At 63.1% G+C, this 18,816-nt stretch carries 16 protein-coding genes; 11 read left to right on the top strand and 5 right to left on the bottom strand.

Annotated features, from left to right (window positions below):
• Nucleotides 1-22: 22 nt before the first annotated feature.
• On the bottom strand, nt 23-1,681 hold the full coding sequence (locus ABSE61_RS13645; protein WP_423871642.1) for an FAD-binding dehydrogenase: 1,659 nt from the start codon (nt 1,679-1,681) through the stop codon (nt 23-25).
• A gap of 332 nt (nt 1,682-2,013) precedes the next feature.
• On the opposite strand from ABSE61_RS13645, the gene ABSE61_RS13650 reads away from it, so the two are divergent.
• The 8 genes from ABSE61_RS13650 to ABSE61_RS13685 all read left to right on the top strand — a co-directional run bounded on the left by ABSE61_RS13650 (nt 2,014) and on the right by ABSE61_RS13685 (nt 9,037).
• Nucleotides 2,014-2,481 carry a hypothetical protein gene (locus ABSE61_RS13650; RefSeq protein WP_423871643.1) on the top strand — a complete coding sequence of 156 codons (468 nt, stop codon included), beginning with the start codon at nt 2,014-2,016 and terminating at the stop codon, nt 2,479-2,481.
• 147 nt (nt 2,482-2,628) lie between these two features.
• On the top strand, nt 2,629-2,811 hold the full coding sequence (locus ABSE61_RS13655; RefSeq protein ID WP_423871644.1) for a hypothetical protein: 183 nt from the start codon (nt 2,629-2,631) through the stop codon (nt 2,809-2,811).
• Between the two features lie 11 nt (nt 2,812-2,822).
• Complete coding sequence (locus tag ABSE61_RS13660; protein ID WP_423871645.1) at nt 2,823-3,413, top strand: SCO family protein; 591 nt, start codon at nt 2,823-2,825, stop codon at nt 3,411-3,413.
• A gap of 288 nt (nt 3,414-3,701) precedes the next feature.
• Nucleotides 3,702-4,532, top strand: coding sequence for a transporter substrate-binding domain-containing protein (locus ABSE61_RS13665; RefSeq protein WP_423871661.1), 831 nt, complete (start codon nt 3,702-3,704; stop codon nt 4,530-4,532).
• 147 nt (nt 4,533-4,679) lie between these two features.
• Nucleotides 4,680-6,320 carry a lysine--tRNA ligase gene (locus ABSE61_RS13670; RefSeq protein ID WP_423871646.1) on the top strand — a complete coding sequence of 547 codons (1,641 nt, stop codon included), beginning with the start codon at nt 4,680-4,682 and terminating at the stop codon, nt 6,318-6,320.
• A gap of 270 nt (nt 6,321-6,590) precedes the next feature.
• A complete protein-coding gene (locus ABSE61_RS13675; protein WP_423871647.1) occupies nt 6,591-7,373 on the top strand; it encodes a class II aldolase/adducin family protein in 783 nt (260 codons plus the stop codon).
• Between the two features lie 225 nt (nt 7,374-7,598).
• Nucleotides 7,599-7,943, top strand: coding sequence for a DUF952 domain-containing protein (locus ABSE61_RS13680; protein WP_423871648.1), 345 nt, complete (start codon nt 7,599-7,601; stop codon nt 7,941-7,943).
• Nucleotides 7,940-9,037 carry a quinone-dependent dihydroorotate dehydrogenase gene (locus ABSE61_RS13685; protein ID WP_423871649.1) on the top strand — a complete coding sequence of 366 codons (1,098 nt, stop codon included), beginning with the start codon at nt 7,940-7,942 and terminating at the stop codon, nt 9,035-9,037. The genes ABSE61_RS13680 and ABSE61_RS13685 overlap by 4 nt, the downstream gene beginning before the upstream one ends.
• Here ABSE61_RS13685 and ABSE61_RS13690 read toward each other — a convergent pair.
• The 4 genes from ABSE61_RS13690 to ABSE61_RS13705 form a co-directional block, all read right to left on the bottom strand.
• Entirely contained in the window at nt 9,009-10,328 is a 1,320-nt protein-coding gene (locus tag ABSE61_RS13690; protein ID WP_423871662.1) for an MATE family efflux transporter, read from the bottom strand. The genes ABSE61_RS13685 and ABSE61_RS13690 overlap by 29 nt on opposite strands.
• A gap of 69 nt (nt 10,329-10,397) precedes the next feature.
• The gene (locus ABSE61_RS13695) at nt 10,398-10,706 is read right to left on the bottom strand and encodes a DUF6460 domain-containing protein (RefSeq protein ID WP_423871650.1); all 309 of its coding nucleotides are present in this window, start codon (nt 10,704-10,706) and stop codon (nt 10,398-10,400) included.
• 85 nt (nt 10,707-10,791) lie between these two features.
• Nucleotides 10,792-12,687 carry a cisplatin damage response ATP-dependent DNA ligase gene (locus ABSE61_RS13700; protein WP_423871651.1) on the bottom strand — a complete coding sequence of 632 codons (1,896 nt, stop codon included), beginning with the start codon at nt 12,685-12,687 and terminating at the stop codon, nt 10,792-10,794.
• Complete coding sequence (locus ABSE61_RS13705) at nt 12,684-13,730, bottom strand: ligase-associated DNA damage response exonuclease (RefSeq protein ID WP_423871663.1); 1,047 nt, start codon at nt 13,728-13,730, stop codon at nt 12,684-12,686. Before ABSE61_RS13705 ends, ABSE61_RS13700 begins: the two co-directional genes overlap by 4 nt.
• Before the next feature lie 72 nt (nt 13,731-13,802).
• Here ABSE61_RS13705 and ABSE61_RS13710 point away from each other — a divergent pair, with 72 nt between their 5' ends.
• From ABSE61_RS13710 to pdeM, 3 genes are read left to right on the top strand one after another with little or no spacing between them, the layout of a single operon-like run.
• Nucleotides 13,803-14,729 carry a class I SAM-dependent DNA methyltransferase gene (locus ABSE61_RS13710; protein WP_423871664.1) on the top strand — a complete coding sequence of 309 codons (927 nt, stop codon included), beginning with the start codon at nt 13,803-13,805 and terminating at the stop codon, nt 14,727-14,729.
• The gene (locus tag ABSE61_RS13715) at nt 14,726-17,407 is read left to right on the top strand and encodes a ligase-associated DNA damage response DEXH box helicase (protein WP_423871652.1); all 2,682 of its coding nucleotides are present in this window, start codon (nt 14,726-14,728) and stop codon (nt 17,405-17,407) included. The genes ABSE61_RS13710 and ABSE61_RS13715 overlap by 4 nt, the downstream gene beginning before the upstream one ends.
• A 24-nt stretch (nt 17,408-17,431) precedes the next feature.
• Nucleotides 17,432-18,124: a ligase-associated DNA damage response endonuclease PdeM gene (pdeM, locus tag ABSE61_RS13720; protein WP_423871665.1), complete on the top strand. Its 693-nt coding sequence runs from the start codon at nt 17,432-17,434 to the stop codon at nt 18,122-18,124.
• The last annotated feature ends 692 nt before the right edge of the window (nt 18,125-18,816 follow it).

An 18,816-nucleotide genomic window follows, 5' to 3' on the forward strand; every position in this document is an offset into this window, starting at 1 on the left:
GGTCACAGAACAGTCTTCGTTTTCACAGAACAGCTTTGGCCGCCGCGCGGCCCGCGTTGCGGCCCGAGAACAGGCAGCCGCCCAGAAAAGTCCCCTCCAGCGCGCGGTAGCCGTGCATGCCGCCGCCGCCGAAACCGGCGGCTTCACCGGCCGCATAAAGCCCCGGCATGATATCGCCATTCTGGCCGAACACACGCGAATCGAGATCTGTCTCGAAACCGCCCAGCGTCTTGCGAGTCAGAATGTTGAGCTTCACCGCGATCAGCGGGCCGTGCGCGGGATCGAGAATCCGGTGCGGCTTCGCTGTGCGGATCAGGCGGTCGCCGATGTAACGCCGCGCATTGTGGATGTTGATGATTTGGGTGTCCTTGGCATAGGCGTTTTTGATCTCGCGGTCGCGCGCCTCGATCTGGGCCTTGATCGCATCGAGCTTCAGAAGATCGTTGCCGGCGAGCGCATTCATGGCATCAACAAGATCGGTGAGGTTGTCGCGCACGATAAAGTCGGCACCATGGGTCTTGAAGGCTTCGACCGGCGCGGGCGCGCCCTTGTTGGTGGCGCGGCGCGCGGTCATCAGCCAGCTCTTGCCGGTGAGGTCGGGATTTTGCTCGGAGCCCGAGAGCGCGAATTCCTTCTTGATGATGCTCTGGGTCAGCACGAACCACGAATAATCGTGGCCGGTCGATATGATGTATTCCAACTGACCAAGCGTATCGGAGCTGGGAAACAGCGGCGAGGGCAGGCGCTTGCCTGATGCGTCGAACCACATCGACGACGGTCCGGGCAGGATGCGGATGCCATGGCGCGGCCAGATCGGCGACCAGTTACGGATGCCCTCGACGTAATGCCACATCCGGTCGCGGTTGATCAGCCGCGCGCCGGCTTTCTCGGTAATGCCGATCATGCGGCCATCGACATGTTCGGGCACGCCGGAGATCATGTTGGTGGGCGCTGGGCCCAGGCGCGCCGGCCAGTTTTGCCGCACCAGATCGTGGTTGCCGCCGATGCCGCCGGAGGCGACGATGACGGCCTGCGCGCGCAGCGTGAACTCGCCGACGACCTTGCGCGAACTGCTCTGGCCTCGTTCGACCGGATCAGCGTCGAGGATCGCGCCGGAAATTCCGTCGACAGCGCCGTTGTGGGTGATGAAGGCATCGACGCGGTGGCGGAATTTGAACGTCAGCAATCCTGATTTTTCCGCACTCCGGGCAAACCGCTCGAACGGCTCGACGATGCCGGGGCCGGTGCCCCAGGTCACATGGAACCTGGGCACCGAATTGCCGTGGCCCATGGCGTCATAGCCGCCGCGTTCGGCCCAGCCGACCACCGGAAAAATTCGGTGTCCCATCGCCCGCAGCCAGCTGCGTTTCTCACCGGCGGCGAAAGCCAGATAGGCCTCCGCCCATCGCCGCGGCCAGAGATCGTCCTCGCGGTCGAAGCCGGCCGTGCCCATCCAGTCCTGATGCGCCAGGTCGTAATTGTCCTTGATGCCAAGCCGGCGCTGCTCGGGAGAATCGATGAGAAACAGCCCGCCAAACGACCAGAATGCCTGGCCGCCAAGGTTTTGTTCACCTTCCTGATCGACCACGACGACGCGCTTGCCGGCCGCCGCGATCTCGGTCGCGGCGACAAGGCCGGCGAGCCCCGCGCCGACCACGATGACGTCAGCTTCGCCTGCCATCGCGCTTCCCCCGATTTTTGCAGAATTTGTAGAATCAGTGAAGCCCGCAACGGCCGGGATGGTCAACAGCAAGGCAGATAGCCAACAAAATGGGCCGCCGGCCGACCCGCGTCATCAGAAGGCCTTGTTCCAGTTCGGGACTTGGCTTCGGACTTGGCTTTGGGACGTGACTTCGGCTCGGCCGGTGCAGCGTGCAGGCAACACTCGATGTGAATTTAATTTGAACTGTGCGGGGTATCTGGACAAAATACCCAACTGGCAACACGCTCTCGTGACGCATCACACAACGCCGTCGGGCTCCTGGTCCGGCTGGTATGAACCGGGGCTGGACAATGAAGTTCATGATGGGGCTGCTCGCTGCGGTTGTCTTGCTGGCGAGCATGGGGTCAAGCCATGCGGTGGTGCGTATCGGCGAGGACCGCGGCGGCCGGATCGGCACCTACGTGGACAAGTATCAGGAAGTGAGAACCTCCGGCGAGATGGTGATCATCGATGGCCTCTGCGCCTCGGCCTGCACCATCGTGCTCGGTGCCATCCCGCACGACAAGATCTGCGTGACCTCCCACGCGGCGCTCGGCTTCCACGCGGCTTGGGATATGGACGACGACGGGCACGCCATCACCAATCCCGAGGCCACCCACATGCTGTACTCGATGTATCCCTCAGCGGTGAAAAAGTGGATCAACCAGCGCGGCGGACTGACGGCGCGCATGATCTATCTGCGGGGCAAGGAACTGACGAGCCTGTACCATTCGTGCTTCCTCGACGCCCGGGCATCGGCGCCAGCGCCGACGCATTAACCGCCCCTTCCAGATCAGCATGACGTGATGACTGCCCTGGTTCCGGTGCTTGCCGGGGCCGGTGGCAGGCTTTATCTGACCCTTAGGAGCTTGGACGGCCGTATCTGGCCTTCGTTCGGGCTTTTTGAGCGGATAGATTGATCACAAATGGCAGACCTCCTTTCCACGCCGCAGACTGTTCCGCCCCCGAGCCGGGTGGCGCGTGCGGTGGTGGTCGGCGGAGCGGTGTTCGGCGTCCTGCTTGTGCTCGCGGCCGCGGTCCTGTGGTCGCATTACGGAAGCGCGGTCTTTTTCGAGATGATCGCTTCCGGCTTCGCCGCTTGTTTCTGAGGATTTTGGTGATGGAACGGACCACCCGCCCGCTGGTCGTCATTGGCGCGTTTTCGGCCAGTTTGGTCGTCGGCCTCGTCCTGATGTTGTGGGTCATGGGCGGGCTGCGCCACGTGACAGCCCCGGCCGCGATCGGCGGCCCGTTCCAACTGACCGACCAGACCGGTCAAACCGTGACCGATAAATCCATGCAGGGGCGACCTTCGCTGATCTTCTTCGGTTTCACCCACTGTCCCGACGTCTGTCCGACAACGCTGTTTGAGATATCCGAGGTGCTGAAGGCGATGGGCGAGGACGCCGATCGCGTCAACGCCTATTACATCTCGGTCGATCCCGAACGGGACACCCAGGCTGCGATGAAGGAGTATTTGTCGAGCTTCGATCCGCGCCTGAAAGGCCTCACCGGCAACGCGGAAGAGATCGCGAAGGTGCTTTCGGAATATCGGGTCTATGCCAAGAAAGTTCCGTTGAAAGACGGCGACTACACCATGGACCATACCGCGCTGGTCTATTTGATGGACCGCGACGGCAAATTCGTTTCCCCGTTCAACATCAACCGCAAGCCTGAAGACGCCGCTTCCGACCTCAAGCCGTATCTCTGATCCGCCCGGGCGGCCCGAACGCTGGAACAGGACCACCGGATGGGTCTATAAGGCGTCCGATTTCCGATAAATCGGCGAGCGATGCAGGTTAACCACACGAGTTGGAACGGACCAGGGCCATACGGCTTGGCACGGGCGATCCCGAAAGCCGTTCGGCTGGCTTTGGCGGTTGCGCTGACGCTGGCGGGTGGTTTTGCGCAGGCCCAGAGCCCGAAACCGTCCTCACCTGCGCTAACCCAGGTTGCTCCAATTCAAGCCGCACCGCCGCAGGCGGCGCCGGTCGCACCAATTCAGCCTGCACCGGTTCAAGCGGCGCCTGCTCAAGGGTCGGCCCGGCCGGTTGTCGAAGCCGCGCCCCAGGCCGTGCCGGGCTTCTGGGACCCGCGGCGGCGGCCGGACCGGCCGGATCTGTCGCGCATTACGGTTATCCGGTTTCTGACCGAGACCGACTATCCGCCCTTCAACTTCACCGGCCCCGACGGCAACCCCGCGGGGTTCAATGTCGATCTGGCGCGGATGATCTGCGACGAAATCAAAGTGACCTGCACGGTGCAGATGCGGCGCTTCGAGACGCTGCTCGACGCGATTTCCAGTAACCGGGGCGATGCCATCATCGCCTCGCTCGCCGTGACGCCGCAGTTGCGTGCACGGCTGGATTTCAGCGATCCCTACTACCGCGTTCCGGCGCGCTTCGTGTCGCGGCGGGATTCGGTGATGCGGGAAATCAAACCGGAGTTTCTGGAGGGGCGGAAAGTCGGCGCGATCGCGGGCACCTCGCATGAGGCTTATTTGAAGGCGATGTTCACGGATGTGGAGTTGCACCCTTATCCAAACGACGAGGCGCTGCGCGCGGCGTTGCGGCGCGGCGAGGTCGATTTCATTTTCGGCGACGCGATCTCGCTCGCGTTCTGGATCAATGGCACGGACTCCGGCGACTGCTGCGCGTTCTCGGGCGGGCCTTTCGTTGAAAGCCGCTATTTCGGCGAGGGTGTCGGCATTGCCGTGCGCAAGGGCAATGATCTGCTGCGGCAGTCGCTGAACTGGGCGCTGTTCCGGCTCTGGGAAAAGGGCCGCTATACCGATCTGTGGCTGCACTATTTTTCGGTCAGTCCGTTTTAGGGGTCGACTGCGTCCCATTCCTCGTCATTGCGAGGAGCGTTAGCTCCGAAGCAATCCAGCTTTTCGCCCGGCTTTTCTGGATTGCTTTGCTTTCGCTCGCAATGACGGCTGTGTTAGTTTGAATGTACAAAAGGAAATTGAGCCTAAATGTCCTTCATCGACCTTGCCACCAGCCCGAGCGACCTGCGCGCGCTCGCCGAACAATCCAACGCCTGGCCGTTTGAGCAGGCGAAAGCGATTGTGGCGCGGCTGAAAAAGAAGCCGAAAGACGAGGTGCTGTTCGAGACCGGCTACGGTCCGTCCGGCCTGCCGCATATCGGCACCTTCGGCGAGGTCGCGCGCACCACCATGGTGCGTCACGCGTTTCGCGTGCTGACCGAGGACAAGATCAAGACCCGCTTGCTGGCGTTCTCCGACGACATGGACGGCCTGCGCAAGGTGCCGGACAATGTCCCGAACAAGGACCTGCTCGAACGAAATCTCGGCAAGCCGTTGACCCAAGTGCCGGACCCGTTCGGCACGCATTCCAGTTTCGGCGCGCATAACAATGCGCGGCTGCGCGCCTTCCTCGACACGTTCGGCTTCAACTACGAATTCGCCAGTTCGACCGATTATTACACCTCGGGACGGTTCGACGCGACGCTGCTGAAGATGCTGGAGCGGATCGAGAAGGTGATGGCGATCATGCTGCCGTCTTTGCGCGAAGAGCGCGCGGCCAGCTATTCGCCGTTCCTGCCGATCTGCCCGCGCACCGGTGTGGTGCTGCAGGTGCCGATCGTCTCCCATGACGTCAAAGCCGGCACGATCTCCTATGACGATCCCGAGACGAAAGAGCGCGTCACGCTTCCGGTGACCGGCGGGCATTGCAAGCTGCAATGGAAGCCGGACTGGGCGATGCGCTGGTATGCGCTCGGCGTCGACTATGAAATGGCCGGCAAGGACCTGATCGATTCGGTCAAGCTCTCGGGCAAAATCTGCGCGGCGCTCGACGGCACGCCGCCGGAAGGATTTAACTACGAGCTTTTCCTGGACGAAAAGGGCCAGAAGATTTCAAAGTCGAAGGGCAATGGCCTGACCATCGACGAATGGCTGCGCTATGCGTCGCCGGAATCGCTGTCGCTGTTCATGTACCGCGAACCGAAGGCGGCCAAGCGGCTCTATTTCGACGTGATCCCGCGCAATGTCGACGACTACCAGCAGTTCCTCGAAGGCTTTCCGCGTCAGGACGCCCGCCAGCAACTCGGCAATCCGGTCTGGCACGTTCACGCCGGGCATCCGCCGAAGGCCGACATGCCGGTCACGTTCCAGCTTTTGCTGACGCTGGTGTCGTCGTCGAACGCGGAGAATGCCTCGACGCTCTGGGGCTTCATCGGGCGCTATCGCCCGGGCGTGACGCCGGAAACCCATCCCAAGCTCGATGCGATGGTCGGCTACGCCATCAACTATTATCGCGACTTCGTGGCGCCGACCAAACAGTTCCGCGAGCCGACGGACGGCGGGCGCGCTGCGCTGCAGGATTTGCGCGATGCGCTGGCGAACATGCCCGAGGGATCGACCGCGGAGGATATCCAGAACGTGGTTTACGAGATCGGCCGCCGCGAGCCGTTCCTCGATCCGGTCAAGAAGGGCAAGGATGGCCGGCCGGGCGTGTCGCTCGACTGGTTCAACATGCTCTATCAGGTGCTGCTCGGTCAGGAAAAAGGTCCGCGCTTCGGCTCGTTCGTCGCGGTCTATGGCCTCGCCAATGCGGTCGCAATGATCGACGGCGCATTGGCGCGGAGTGCTTAAATCGCTCCGTCGTCCCTGCGAAAGCAGGGACCCATAACCACCGGCCGCGGTTGTTACTAAGGGCGTCGACCAGATCGCGAATGGCTAGATTTCGCGGTGTGGGTCCCTGCTTTCGCAGGGACGACAGCGCAAGGCGCGGTAACAGCCCATCCCAATTCGCAGAGCAGGCGTTCTCTTTCGATGGACGGCCGGGTCAAGCCCGGTCATGACGGGCGCGTCAAATCGCGCTAGGTTTGCCCTCAACAGCCAACATAATTCAGGAGAACGCTCATGCAGTTCAGGGTTTCGCCGGAAAAACTTGCGGATGTGAGTGCCGAGCAGTGGCAGGCCCGGGTAGATCTCGCCGCCGCGCACCGGCTCGCCTATATGCATGGCTTTAACGAAGGTATCTTCAATCACCTGACCTACGTCGTGCCGGGCGACAGCAGCCGCTACTATCAAATCCCGTTCGGTACGCACTGGTCGGAAGTCAACGCCTCCTGTTTCATGGAAGTCGGCATCGATGACGGTGAGGTCAAGCGCGGCGAGGGCGATGTCGAGCGCTCCTGCTATTGCATCCATGCGCCCATCCACAAAGCGCTGCCGCAAGCGAAAGCGGTGTTTCACACCCACATGCCCTATGCGAGCGCGCTGACGCGACTGGAAGACCCGCGCATCAAGGAAATCGGGCAAACTGAAGTGGGTATGTCCGGCAAAATCGCCTATGACGATGAATATAGCGGCCCTGCCTTCGATCCGGCTGAAGGCGAGCGCCTCGCCAGGGTCATCGGCGACAAGACCATTCTGTTCATGGCCAATCATGGCATCTCGACGGTGGGCGAAACCATCGCTTCTGCCTATGACAAGCTCTATTACATCGAGCGCGCCGCCCAGGTGCAGATCTATGCGATGTGGACCGGACAGCCGTTGAAGAAGCTGCCGGAGCCGGTGGTGGAAAAGACCAGGCAGGAAATGCGCGGCAATTCCTTCTATCTCGGGCTTTCCCCGGCCGAGCGGCACTTCGCGGCCCTCAAGCGCATCCTCGACCGCAAGGAACCCGACTACGCGACGTAATTTTTCGGTCATGGCCGGGCCTGGCCGTTCGAAGAACGGCGTCGCTTCCGTTCGCCTATGACGAGCTTCCCGGGCAGCTGCAGCCGGGGCGGCCCTTGAAGTGCGCCAGTCGCGCCGATACGGTCCGTTCCGCATGGACCAAAAAATCATAACAGCCCCAGCGCGTACGATGGCACGGATAGCGGGTCCGGACGCAGGATGGCGCGGCGAAGCGGAGCCGCGAGCGTGGGCATGATCTATAAAATCTGCCCGGCTTCCGCCTGGCGCGAGGCGGAGCGGCAAGGCGTGTTCCGGGGTAGCCCCGTCGATGTCAGCGACGGCTTCATTCATTTCTCGACCGCTTCCCAGGTCGAAGAGACCGCGCGAAAGCATTTTTCCGGCCAAACAGGTTTGTTCCTGATCGCGGTCGATGCGGACGCGCTGGGCGATGCCTTGCGATGGGAGCGCTCGCGCAACGACGAACTATTCCCGCACCTCTACGGCGAGCTCGATCTTGGCGCGGTCACCGGCGTTCTTTCCATGCGCGCACGATCCGACGGCTTTCACGAACTTCCGGAGCTTGAGCCGTGATCCGCGCCTTCGACGCCGTTTCTCTCCCCTTGCTTCGATGGCTCGATCCCGAGGATGCGCATCGGCTCGCCGTACAGGGCCTCAAACTGCTGCCGCCGGCGCGGCCGCGCGCCGACGATCCGAAGTTGGCGGTGCGGGCCTTTGGCCTGAATTTTCCCAATCCGATCGGCATGGCCGCGGGCTTCGACAAGAACGGCGAGGTGCCGGACGCGCTGCTGCGCCTCGGCTTCGGTTTTGTCGAGATCGGAACGGTGACGCCGAAACCGCAGGGCGGTAATCCGCGGCCGCGAATTTTTCGGCTGGAGCGCGACGAGGCTGTGATCAACCGTCTCGGGTTCAACGGCGACGGCGCGGAAAGCGTGTTGCGGCGGCTGGCGGCGCGCGCCCATTTCTGCGGCATCGTCGGCGTCAATGTCGGGGCCAACAAGGACTCCGCCGATCGCAACGACGACTACGTCAAGCTGATCGAAACCTTTGCGCCGGTGGCGAGCTATTTCACCGTGAACGTGTCCTCGCCGAACACGCCGGGCTTGCGCAGCCTGCAGCAGGCGAGCGCGCTCGACGATCTCCTGGCGCGGGTGATCGACGCCAGGGAGCGGGTGCGAAAGAACGCCGGCGATTCGCCGATCTTGTTGAAAGTCGCGCCGGACCTCAGCCTCGCCGAACTCGACGACGTGGTTCACATCGCGCGCTCGCGCCGTGCCGACGGCATGATCGTGACCAACACGACGCTCGGGCGGCCCTCGACCTTGCGCGAGCAACATCGCGCCAAGGAGACCGGAGGGCTGTCCGGCCGTCCGCTCTATCGCTTGTCGACGCGGATGGTGGCGGAGACCTATGTGAGGGCGGAGGGCGCGTTTCCGCTCATCGGGGTCGGCGGTATCGATTCCGGCGGCGGCGCGCTGACCAAGATTCGCGCCGGCGCGAGCCTGATCCAGCTTTATTCCGCGCTGATCTATAAGGGGCTCGGCCTGGTCGATGAGATCAAGCGCGATCTTTCCTCGACGCTGCTGCGCACCGGCCGTGATCAGCTCTCGGAAATCGTCGGTGCGGATGCGGCCACGATCACGGCCGAGGACTGGCCGGTGATTTAACGCGGCGTTCGCTCGATGAGAGAGAGCTCAATCCGTCGCCGAACGACGCACGCAGGTTGACGGGATAGCGCAGCGCCTGCAATCCGCCCCGTGAGGCATAAAGCACGAGCATGGCGATCCACAGGCCGGTATTGCCGAGGCCGCGTAGCGCGAACCATGTGGCGAGAAAGCACACCAGCGACAGCATCATCAGGTTGCGCATCTCACGCGCCCAGGTCGCGCCGATGAAGATGCCGTCATAGCCGAAGGCAAATACCGCTAGCAGCGGCGAGGCCACAACAAACCACAGATAGTCCCGCGCGGTCTGCTGCACATGGTCGTTTGCGGTCATGGTGTGGATCAGCCAGGGCCCGAACAGCGCAAATACCAGCGCGACCACGACGGCGAAACCAAATCCCCACGACAGCACCAGGCGTACCGCGTCGGAAAAAGCTTTTCGGTCGCGCGCGCCATAGGCCTGCCCGCAGAGTTGCTGGGCGGCGTTGGCGAGGCCGTCGAGGAAAAATGCGCTGATCAGGAGGAAATTATTCAGGACCGCATTGGCGGCGAGGGTCACGTCGCCGGCGCGGGCGCCTTGCGCGGTGAAGAACAGCAGCGCGGCGATCAGAGCCGCGGTACGGATCATGATGTCGCAGTTGACCGCCAGCATGCGCCACAGTTTGGCGCGATCGAGCAGGACCGGCCGCGGTACGTCGAGCGGCCGATGGGTGATGGTTCGCGCGACGATAACGCCGAGCACGAGCCCGACCGCTTCCGCCACCACCGCCGCCACGGCGGCGCCTTGGATCCCTGCGTTCATGCCGATCACGAGCGTAACGGTCGCGGCCATATTGATCGCGTTGATGACGATCTGGATCGCGAGCGCAAGGCCTGCGCGCGCCTGTCCGATCAGCCAGCCGAGCACGACGAAGTTCGCCAGCACAATCGGCGCCGACCAGATCCGGATCGCGAAATAGGCTCGCGCGGCGCGGGTCACACCTTCGCTGCCGCCCATGGCGTCGAGCAGGATCAGGCCCAGCGGAATCTGAAGAACAATCAGACTGAGGCCGACCAGCGCGGCAATCACGAGGCCCCGCACCAAGAGCGCGCGGATTTCCTCCGTCTCGCCGGCGCCGAGTGCCTGGGCTGTGAACGCGACCGTGCTGGTGCGCAGAAAGGAAAACAGCCAGAACAGGCAGTCGAACACCACCGAGGTGATTGCCACCCCGCCAAGCAGCGTGGCATCGCCGAGCCGCCCGATGGCAATGGTCGAGACCACCCCGATCAGCGGCGTCGTGAGATTCGCCACCATCGCGGGACCCGCGATGGCGAAAACCCGCGCGCTCGTAACCTTCGAACTCAAGGCAGACTGGCCTATTGATTACCGCCCGCGCGGGCTGCCGCCGAACAGCCGCATCAGGAGCCAGAGCGGGATCACGATCACGGCGCCAAGCAGGAAGTAACGCCAAAGCCAGTTGACTGCATCGAAGCCGAGATCCCAGATGCGCCGAAACAACAGTTCGATGCTGCGCAGGATATTCCAGGGATCGAAACCGATCGCGGCCAGCACCACGCCGACCAGAATCGAGAGCAGGATCAGCCGGAACGCCACGGCCAATGGCGAGCCGCCCAGAAAGCGATACAGGGCATCGTTGCTGGTCGCCGGCATTGGTCTTGTCTCGTTCTCCATCGATCGTCTCCCGCTGTTCCCACCATTATAGAGCATGATTGGCAAAGGTGAGAACCTGTTTTGCCGTGATATCGGTTGCGGTTTGTTAATCCGGGCCGGTTTCCGCCGGCTCCGAAACGACCGAGCCTTTCAATAGCCGTTCCAGCGTCTCCAGCCGGTCCGCTTCGCGCGGTGGTTTGTCCCAGCGCAGGCGGCTGATTCGCGGAAATCGCATCGCGACGCCGGATTTATGCCGCGTCGAGCGTTGCAGGCCCTCAAACGCGACTTCCAGCACAAGCCCCTGATCGGGTTCATGCACGACCTGCCGTACAGGACCGAATTTCTCCGTGGTGTTGCGGCGGACAAAGCGGTCGATTTGCAGAAGTTCTTCGTCGGTGAAGCCGAAATAGGCCTTGCCGACCGGCACGAGCTGCGCGTCGTCTCGCGCGCCGGTCCAGACCCCGAAGGTATAATCGGAATAATAGGACGAGCGTTTGCCGTGGCCGCGCTGCGCATACATCAAAACCGCATCGATGACATGCGGATCGCGTTTCCATTTCCACCATTGGCCTTTGGGACGTCCCGGCAGGTAAAGCGCATCGCGGCGTTTCAGCATCACCCCTTCCACGGCCTCGGCGTCTTCGCCGGCACCGGCGCTCAAGGGATCGCGCCGCGCCGTGGCGAGCGCCTCCCAACTGTCGAACGCAATCGTGGGCGACAGGTCGATCCTGGGTTCGCCAAGTCTCGCAACGAAGGCTGCCAGCCGCTCGCGGCGTTCGGCAAAAGTGAGATCGCGCAGATCGTTCTCATCGTCAGCGAGCAGATCATAGGCGCGCAGGTGGACAGGATATTCCTTGATCAGTTTTGGTGAGACCACTTTGCGGTTGAGGCGTTGTTGCAGCACGTTGAAACTCTGCACGCGGCCCTCGCGCACCACCAGTAATTCGCCGTCGATCGCGCCCGGCAGATGCAGCGATGGCAACAAATCGGGAAAGCTTTTGGTGATGTCCTCGCCGCTGCGCGAATAAAGCCGGGTGGCGATGTGGCCTTGCGGATCACGGCCGCTCACGGCCTGCACGCGAATGCCGTCCCACTTCCATTCGGCGATGTAGTCGGCAGGATCGAGATTCGCAAAATCCGCATCCTCGATCGCGTGCGCCAGCATCACCGGACGAAATGGTGCCGGATCGAGATTGACCGGCTTTTCGCCGCGTCCTTCCAGCCAGGCGAACAGATCGAGATAGGGCGGCGTAAGCCCGGGCCAGATCAGTTCGACCTCGTGGGCGTCCTTGTCGCCGAGCGCCGCCGCCGCGGTCTTCGCGAGCCGAGCCGAAATGCCGATCCGCATCGCGCCGGTCACGAGCTTCAGCAACGCCCAGCGGCCGGTTTCATCGAGGTCGTCGAGCCAGCGCGCAAGCTGTTTCGGGATTTCGGTCTTGCCGAGCGTGCGCAGCGTGGTGACCACTTCGGTCAGGGTCGGCGGCGGCGGGTTGTTGTGGAGCCGGCGGTCAACACGAGTATCGCGCCCGCGATTCCCCCCTCCCTGACCCTCCCCCACAAGGGGGGAGGGAACGGAAGCGCTTGTTGCCGGGGTCGAAGAAGATTCTCTGCCATGCGTGGTCGCTTGTGTTCGAGGTGATAGCTCCTGGCTCGTATGAGCTCCCTCCCCCCTTGTGGGGGAGGGTTGGGGAGGGGGGTCAGCAGAAAAAGATTGGTGGCGATCAGCTGACGCCTTCGGCCACATCAGCGCCACCGTCTCCGAGAGATCGCCGACATAGTCATACGACAGCGCAAACAACGTGGGATCGGTGCGTTCGGTGATCAGGTCGCGAATGAGACCGGGTTTGGCGTGTTTGAACGAGAGCGCACCGGTGATGGCCGCGAGCGCATAGCCGCGGTCGGGATCCTCTACGGTACGAAAATAGTTCGTGAGCAGGCGCAGCTTGTTGTTGCGGCCGGGCTCATAAGCGAGGCGATCGAGCAGCTCGGCAAAGCGATTCATGTCTCGTCGCCTTCGCTCGCCGCCGCCGTCTCGTCTGCTCCGCTGTCTTCGTCGCCATAGCCGACGAGATCGAGCGGGCGCGCGGCGAGCCCTTGCGTCTTGCACCAATGCACCAGCGCGTCTTCCTGGCCATGGGTGACCCAGATTTCGCCGGCGCCGGTCGCCTGGATGGTCGCGGTCAGGCCGTCCCAGTCGGCGTGGTCGGAAATCACCAGCGGCAGTTCGATGCCGCCCTGGCGCGCGCGGGCCCGCACCCGCATCCAGCCCGAGGCAAAGGCGGTGACGGGATCGGGAAATCGCCGTGTCCAGACATCGGACGTGGCCGAAGGCGGCGCGAGCGTGATGGTGCCGGCGAGATCGGCCTTCTTCATGCCTTTGACGGGGCGAAGTTCGCCGAGCTCGACGCCGCGGCTTTGGTAATAGGTGGTGATTTTCTCCATCGCGCCATGCAGATAGATCGGCGCGTCGTAGCCGGCGGCGCGCAACAGCGCGATCACGCGCTGGGCCTTGCCGAGTGAATAGGCGCCGACCAGATGCGCCCGCTCCGGAAACAGCGCCACGGAATCTAGTAACTTCTTCACTTGATCCGCCGCATCGCCGTGGCGGAATACCGGCAAGCCGAACGTCGCCTCCGTAATGAACACGTCGCAGCGCACGACCTCGAAAGGCACACAGGTCGGATCGGGCGCATCCTTGTAATCGCCGGAGGCCACCACGCGCGTGTCGCCGCAACTGACGGCGATCTGCGCCGAGCCCAGCACATGGCCCGCGGGGTGGAACTTGACGGTGACGTCGCCGAGCCGCAATTTCTCGCCATAGCCGATGGCCTGCGTTGAGCGGGAAAAGTTCTCGCCATAGCGCAGCCGCATCATGTCGAGCGTCTCTTGGGTCGCCAGCACCGCGCCATGGTCGGGCCGGGCGTGATCCGAGTGGCCATGGGTGATCACCGCGCGCTCCACGGGCCGCACCGGGTCGATATGAAAACCGCCCGGCTTGCAGCACAGGCCGGCCGGCTGAGGGGTCAGGATGTCTTGCGGGCGCATGTCGTTTATATAGGTTTGTGAATGGTTCATTCGAGTCCCGCTTTTGTCCTCGCAACCACACTCGGCCCTGAAATGCCCGCGCGCCTGTTTCTGTCCTCCGGCGATCTGATTGCCGACCGCCGCTATGAATTCGCGCGCGACCTGCAGCTCAAGGGCGACCTCGCTGCGGCCGCCGATTTGCTGGATCAGGCCGTTGAACTCGCGCCTGCTTTCACGTCGGCCTGGTTTACCCTCGGCGAAATCCGCGAACAGCTCGGCGAGCGCGATGCGGCGATCGCAGCTTTTCGGAAAGCGCGCGACGCCGATGCCAGCGATCCGCATGGCGCGGGCCTGCGGCTGATGCGGCTTGGCGCGGAACAACTCTCAAGCATGCCACCGGCCTATGTGCGGACGCTGTTCGATCAATACGCGCCGCGATTCGATCGCGCGCTGATCGACGATCTCGGCTATCGCGGGCCGTCGCTGTTGTTCAAGGCGGTGCTGGCGGCGCGGCACGCGATAAAGAAGCCCGCCTTCTTCAAGCGCGCGATCGATCTCGGCTGCGGCACGGGCCTTGCGGCGTCAGCCTTTGCCAGGGAGGTCGATCATTTCACCGGCATCGATCTCTCACCCGGCATGATCGAGAAGGCGAAAGCCACCGGGCTCTACGCGGAGCTCGAGGTTGGCGACATGCTCGAGGGGTTACGGGTGAGGGCTAACTCGAGCGCCGATCTCATCCTCGCGGCGGACGCCATGGTGTACGTCCCCGATCTGGTGCCCGTGCTGACGGAAGTTAATCGGGTGCTTGTCGCAGGCGGTCTTCTGGCGTTCACGCTGGAGCGGCATGCCGGTGACGGCGTTATCCTCGGCGCCGGCCTGCGTTACGCCCACAGTCCGCATTATGTTCGCAGTTCGCTCGCCGCAGCGGGCCTGACGCTGTCGCAGTTCGAGGAACAATCGTTTCGCACCGAAAGCAACGTTCCCGTGCCGGGTCTTGTTGTGGTTGCGTCGAAGTCGTGACATCAGCCCAACCGGATCTTTTTTCCCTTGCGCCGCTACCTGAAATCTTTCTGCGCTGGTTTGCCTCACGCGGCTGGTCGCCGCGGGAGCATCAACTGGCGTTGCTGGAAAAAGCGCGCGAGGGTCGTTCCGCGCTGCTGATCGCGCCGACCGGCGCCGGCAAGACGCTCGCGGGATTTTTGCCGACGCTGGTGGAATTGAGCGGTGCTGCTTCTCCCTCCACCCTTGTGGGGGAGGGGCGGGGAGGGGGGTGGCCACATACACCGCCGATGACGCTACCCCCATCCCGGCAGCCTGGGGCTGCCGACCTCCCCCACAAGGAGGGAGGTGACAAAGAAAGCCTCATCTCCACCGGACGCGGCGTGAAACGCAGCGGCGGCCTGCACACGCTTTACATCTCGCCGCTGAAGGCGCTGGCGGTCGACATCGCGCGCAACCTGGAAACGCCGATCGCCGAAATGGGACTGCCGATCAAGGTCGAAACCCGCACCGGCGACACGCCGGTATCGCGGCGGCAGCGGCAGCGGCGTTATCCGCCGGATATCCTGCTCACCACACCCGAACAGCTCGCTTTGTTGCTGTCGTCCGACGATGCGCCGTTCCTGTTTTCGCAGCTCAAGCGCATCGTGCTTGACGAGTTGCATGCGCTGGTGACCTCCAAACGCGGCGATCTGTTGTCGCTCGGGCTCGCGCGGTTATGGCGCCTGGCGCCGCAGCTCCGCGCGATCGGGCTGTCGGCCACGGTGGCCGAGCCGGAGCAGCTGTCGCGATTTCTGGTGCCGCAGCCAAATGGCGAGCGCCAGTCCGCCGACATCGTTGTTGCGGGCGGCGCCCCCGCGCCCATCGTCGAGATGCTGGATACGCGCGAGCGCTTGCCGTGGGCCGGGCATAGCGCGCGTCATGCGCTTGGCGAGATTTATGACCTCATCAAGCGCAACAGGACCACGCTGGTGTTCGTCAATACCCGCAGCCAGGCCGAGATGTTGTTTCAGGACCTGTGGCGGATGAACGATGACGGGCTTGCGATCGCGCTGCATCACGGCTCGCTCGACGTCGCCCAGCGCCGCAAGGTCGAGGATGCGATGGCCGCAGGCGGGTTGCGCGGCGTGGTCTGTACGTCTTCGCTCGATCTCGGCGTCGACTGGGGCGATGTCGATCTCGTCATCAATGTCGGCGCGCCGAAGGGCGCCTCGCGGCTCATGCAACGGATCGGCCGCGCCAACCACCGCATCGATGAAGCTTCGCGCGCGGTGCTGGTGCCGGCGAATCGCTTCGAAGTGCTGGAGTGCCGGGTCGCGATCGATGCGGTCGCCGAGAACGCGCAGGATACGCCGCCACTGCGCACCGGCGCGCTGGATGTGCTGGCGCAGCATGTGTTGGGCCGCGCCTGTGGCGAGCCTTTCCTGGCCAATGAGCTCTACGAAGAAGTTCGGACGGCAGCGCCCTATGCCGAACTGAACCGGACCGATTTCGATGACGTGGTCGATTTCGTCGCCACCGGCGGTTATGCGCTGAAGACCTATGAACGCTTTGCCCGCATCAAGCAGGACAAAAACGGCCGCTGGCGCGTCACCAATCCGAAGGTGCGGCAGAGCTATCGTCTCAATGTCGGCACCATCGTGGAGGAAGCGATGCTGAAAGTGCGGCTGGTGCGTTCGCGCGGCGGGGGCCAGGGAAATAACAAGGGCTCGACCGGCGCGATTGCACGCGGCGGCCGCATGCTCGGCGAGATCGAAGAATATTTCATCGAGGGGCTTTCGGTCGGCGACACCTTCGTGTTCGGCGGCGAAGTGGTGCGCTACGAACAGATGTCGGAGGATCAGGTTTACGTCTCGCGCGCCAACGATTCCGATCCGAAAGTGCCGTCCTATATGGGCGGCAAGTTTCCGCTCTCGACTTATCTTGCAGAACGCGTTCGCAATCTTCTCGCCGACAAGCGGGCGTGGAGCGGCCTGCCGGAACAGGTGCGCGATTGGCTGTCGCTCCAGGCCCATCTGTCGCGTGTGCCCGGCGCGCGCGAGCTGGTGGTCGAGACCTTCCCGCGCGGCAACAAGCATTATCTCGTTTGCTATCCGTTCGAGGGACGCCTGGCGCATCAAACGCTCGGCATGCTGCTGACGCGGCGGCTGGAGCGCGCCCGCGCGCGGCCACTTGGATTTGTCGCCAACGAATATGCGCTGGCGATCTGGGGGCTCGGCGATGCCTCCTCCATGATCCGGCAAGGGCGGCTTGATCTCAACGCGCTGTTCGATCCGGACATGCTGGGCGATGATCTCGAAGCATGGCTCGCCGAATCCGCGCTGATGAAACGCACGTTCCGCACCTGCGCGCTGATTTCAGGGCTGATCGCGCGGCGCTTCACCGACGAGGAAAAGACCCGCCGTCAGGTTCTGTTCTCGACCGACCTGATCTACGACGTCTTGCGCAAGCATCAGCCCGATCACGTGCTGCTGCGTGCCGCCCGCGCCGATGCCGCGACCGGCTTGCTCGATCTCCGCCGATTGAGTGATATGCTGACGCGCATCAAGGGGCGAATCACCCATCGGGAACTCGACCGCGTGTCGCCGCTGGCGGTGCCGGTGATGCTGGAAATCGGCCGCGAAGCGGTCTATGGCGAGGCGTCCGACGAACTTTTGGCGGAAGCCGCCGAGGAACTGGTGAAAGAGGCGACGGGGTAGGCTGTGAACGCGGGCGGACATTTTCTGAAATTTGAGACGGCCGCCGGGCACATCGCGAGCCTCGATGTCGCCGGCGTGACCTTGTCGGCCGATCTTTCCGGCGCGCTGTTCTGGAAAGAGCAAAGCCTGCTCGTCGTCTCCGACCTGCATCTGGAAAAAGGATCGAGCTTTGCTGCTCGGGGCGTCTTGCTGCCGCCTTACGACACTGTCGCAACGCTCAGCCGGCTCGCTTCCGTCATTGCGCGGCATGATCCGAAAATCGTCATTGCGCTCGGCGACAGTTTTCACGACCGCACCGCGCATGAGCGGTTGCCGACGCCGGATCGCGAGGCGATCGTTGCGTTGCAGGCGCGGCGTGACTGGATCTGGATTTCCGGCAATCACGATCCGGCATTGCCGTCCGATCTTGGCGGCATCGTTGCGAGCGAAGTCGCGATCGGCCCGATCGTGTTCCGTCACGAACCCACGGGCGCTATCGGCGAAATCGCCGGACATCTTCATCCCAAAGCCCGGGTCGCCACGCGGGCGCGCTGGCTGGAGCGGCGTTGTTTTGCCAGCGACGGCGAGCGCGCGGTGATGCCGGCCTTCGGTGCCTATACCGGGGGCTTGAGCATTCGTGACGATGCGTTTTCGAAAATCTTTGCCTCAACGGCTTTCATGGCACACGTGATTGGCGATGCGAGGCTGCACGCCATCGCCGCGTCGCGGTGCCGTTGAGCTTTTCTTGCCGTCGCTAGCGTCGTCATTGCGAGCCAACGGGTCGCGCGAATGCGCGCCCGATGACGGGCTCAGCGAAGCAATCCAGCCGTTCCACGAATGATTCTGGATTGCTTCGTCGCGTTGCTCCTCGCAATGACGAGGCTGCAGCATTTGCTTGACACCGACGCAGCCTGATTTGCCCGACGGCCAAATCAGCGGATGCGCTGTCCAGCCCTCGGGCGAAAAATATTTCGCTTTTCGCTTTGGTAGAAACAGCAATAGAGCGATTGCCATCCCGCGCTCCTCACGAGGGGCGTTTCGCGATCGTCACGAACGTTGGGTGCGGGATGCGATGGACGCGGTCATGCCAAGCGACGAATGGCATTGATCCGCGTACGGCGAAGCCGTGTGGTCCTGATGCCCCGACGCTGGCGTCAACTCGCGACGATGCTTGCGCACGCACCGGGGATGGTGGCAACAAAGCCCGGTTCACCAGGGAGCGCGGAGTAAGCCGTTAAAACCATTGTGCAGGGAATGCCGGTGTGAGCCGGTGAACCTGTGGTGACTAACTCGTGTGCTTTTTTATTCTGCACGCGAGGCTTCTTCTGTAACGGGCCTCGATGAGTCAATCCCTATTTGCTGATCCACTTGCCGGGGACTTGCTTCTGTCCGGGATCGGCACAAAGGCCGTCGCCTGATGGGGTTCGTGG

Source organism: Bradyrhizobium sp., assembly GCF_049519115.1.
GTDB lineage: Bacteria > Pseudomonadota > Alphaproteobacteria > Rhizobiales > Xanthobacteraceae > Bradyrhizobium.

What these genes read in the sequence shown, in the direction of transcription:
- ABSE61_RS13645 (WP_423871642.1), bottom strand. Translation starts at nt 1,681, where the DNA reads ATGGCAGGCGAAGCTGACGTCATCGTGGTCGGCGCGGGGCTCGCCGGC.
- ABSE61_RS13650 (WP_423871643.1), top strand. Translation starts at nt 2,014, where the DNA reads ATGAAGTTCATGATGGGGCTGCTCGCTGCGGTTGTCTTGCTGGCGAGC.
- ABSE61_RS13655 (WP_423871644.1), top strand. Translation starts at nt 2,629, where the DNA reads ATGGCAGACCTCCTTTCCACGCCGCAGACTGTTCCGCCCCCGAGCCGG.
- ABSE61_RS13660 (WP_423871645.1), top strand. Translation starts at nt 2,823, where the DNA reads ATGGAACGGACCACCCGCCCGCTGGTCGTCATTGGCGCGTTTTCGGCC.
- ABSE61_RS13670 (WP_423871646.1), top strand. Translation starts at nt 4,680, where the DNA reads ATGTCCTTCATCGACCTTGCCACCAGCCCGAGCGACCTGCGCGCGCTC.
- ABSE61_RS13675 (WP_423871647.1), top strand. Translation starts at nt 6,591, where the DNA reads ATGCAGTTCAGGGTTTCGCCGGAAAAACTTGCGGATGTGAGTGCCGAG.
- ABSE61_RS13690 (WP_423871662.1), bottom strand. Translation starts at nt 10,328, where the DNA reads ATGGTGGCGAATCTCACGACGCCGCTGATCGGGGTGGTCTCGACCATT.
- ABSE61_RS13695 (WP_423871650.1), bottom strand. Translation starts at nt 10,706, where the DNA reads ATGGAGAACGAGACAAGACCAATGCCGGCGACCAGCAACGATGCCCTG.
- ABSE61_RS13700 (WP_423871651.1), bottom strand. Translation starts at nt 12,687, where the DNA reads ATGAATCGCTTTGCCGAGCTGCTCGATCGCCTCGCTTATGAGCCCGGC.
- ABSE61_RS13705 (WP_423871663.1), bottom strand. Translation starts at nt 13,730, where the DNA reads ATGCGCCCGCAAGACATCCTGACCCCTCAGCCGGCCGGCCTGTGCTGC.
- ABSE61_RS13710 (WP_423871664.1), top strand. Translation starts at nt 13,803, where the DNA reads ATGCCCGCGCGCCTGTTTCTGTCCTCCGGCGATCTGATTGCCGACCGC.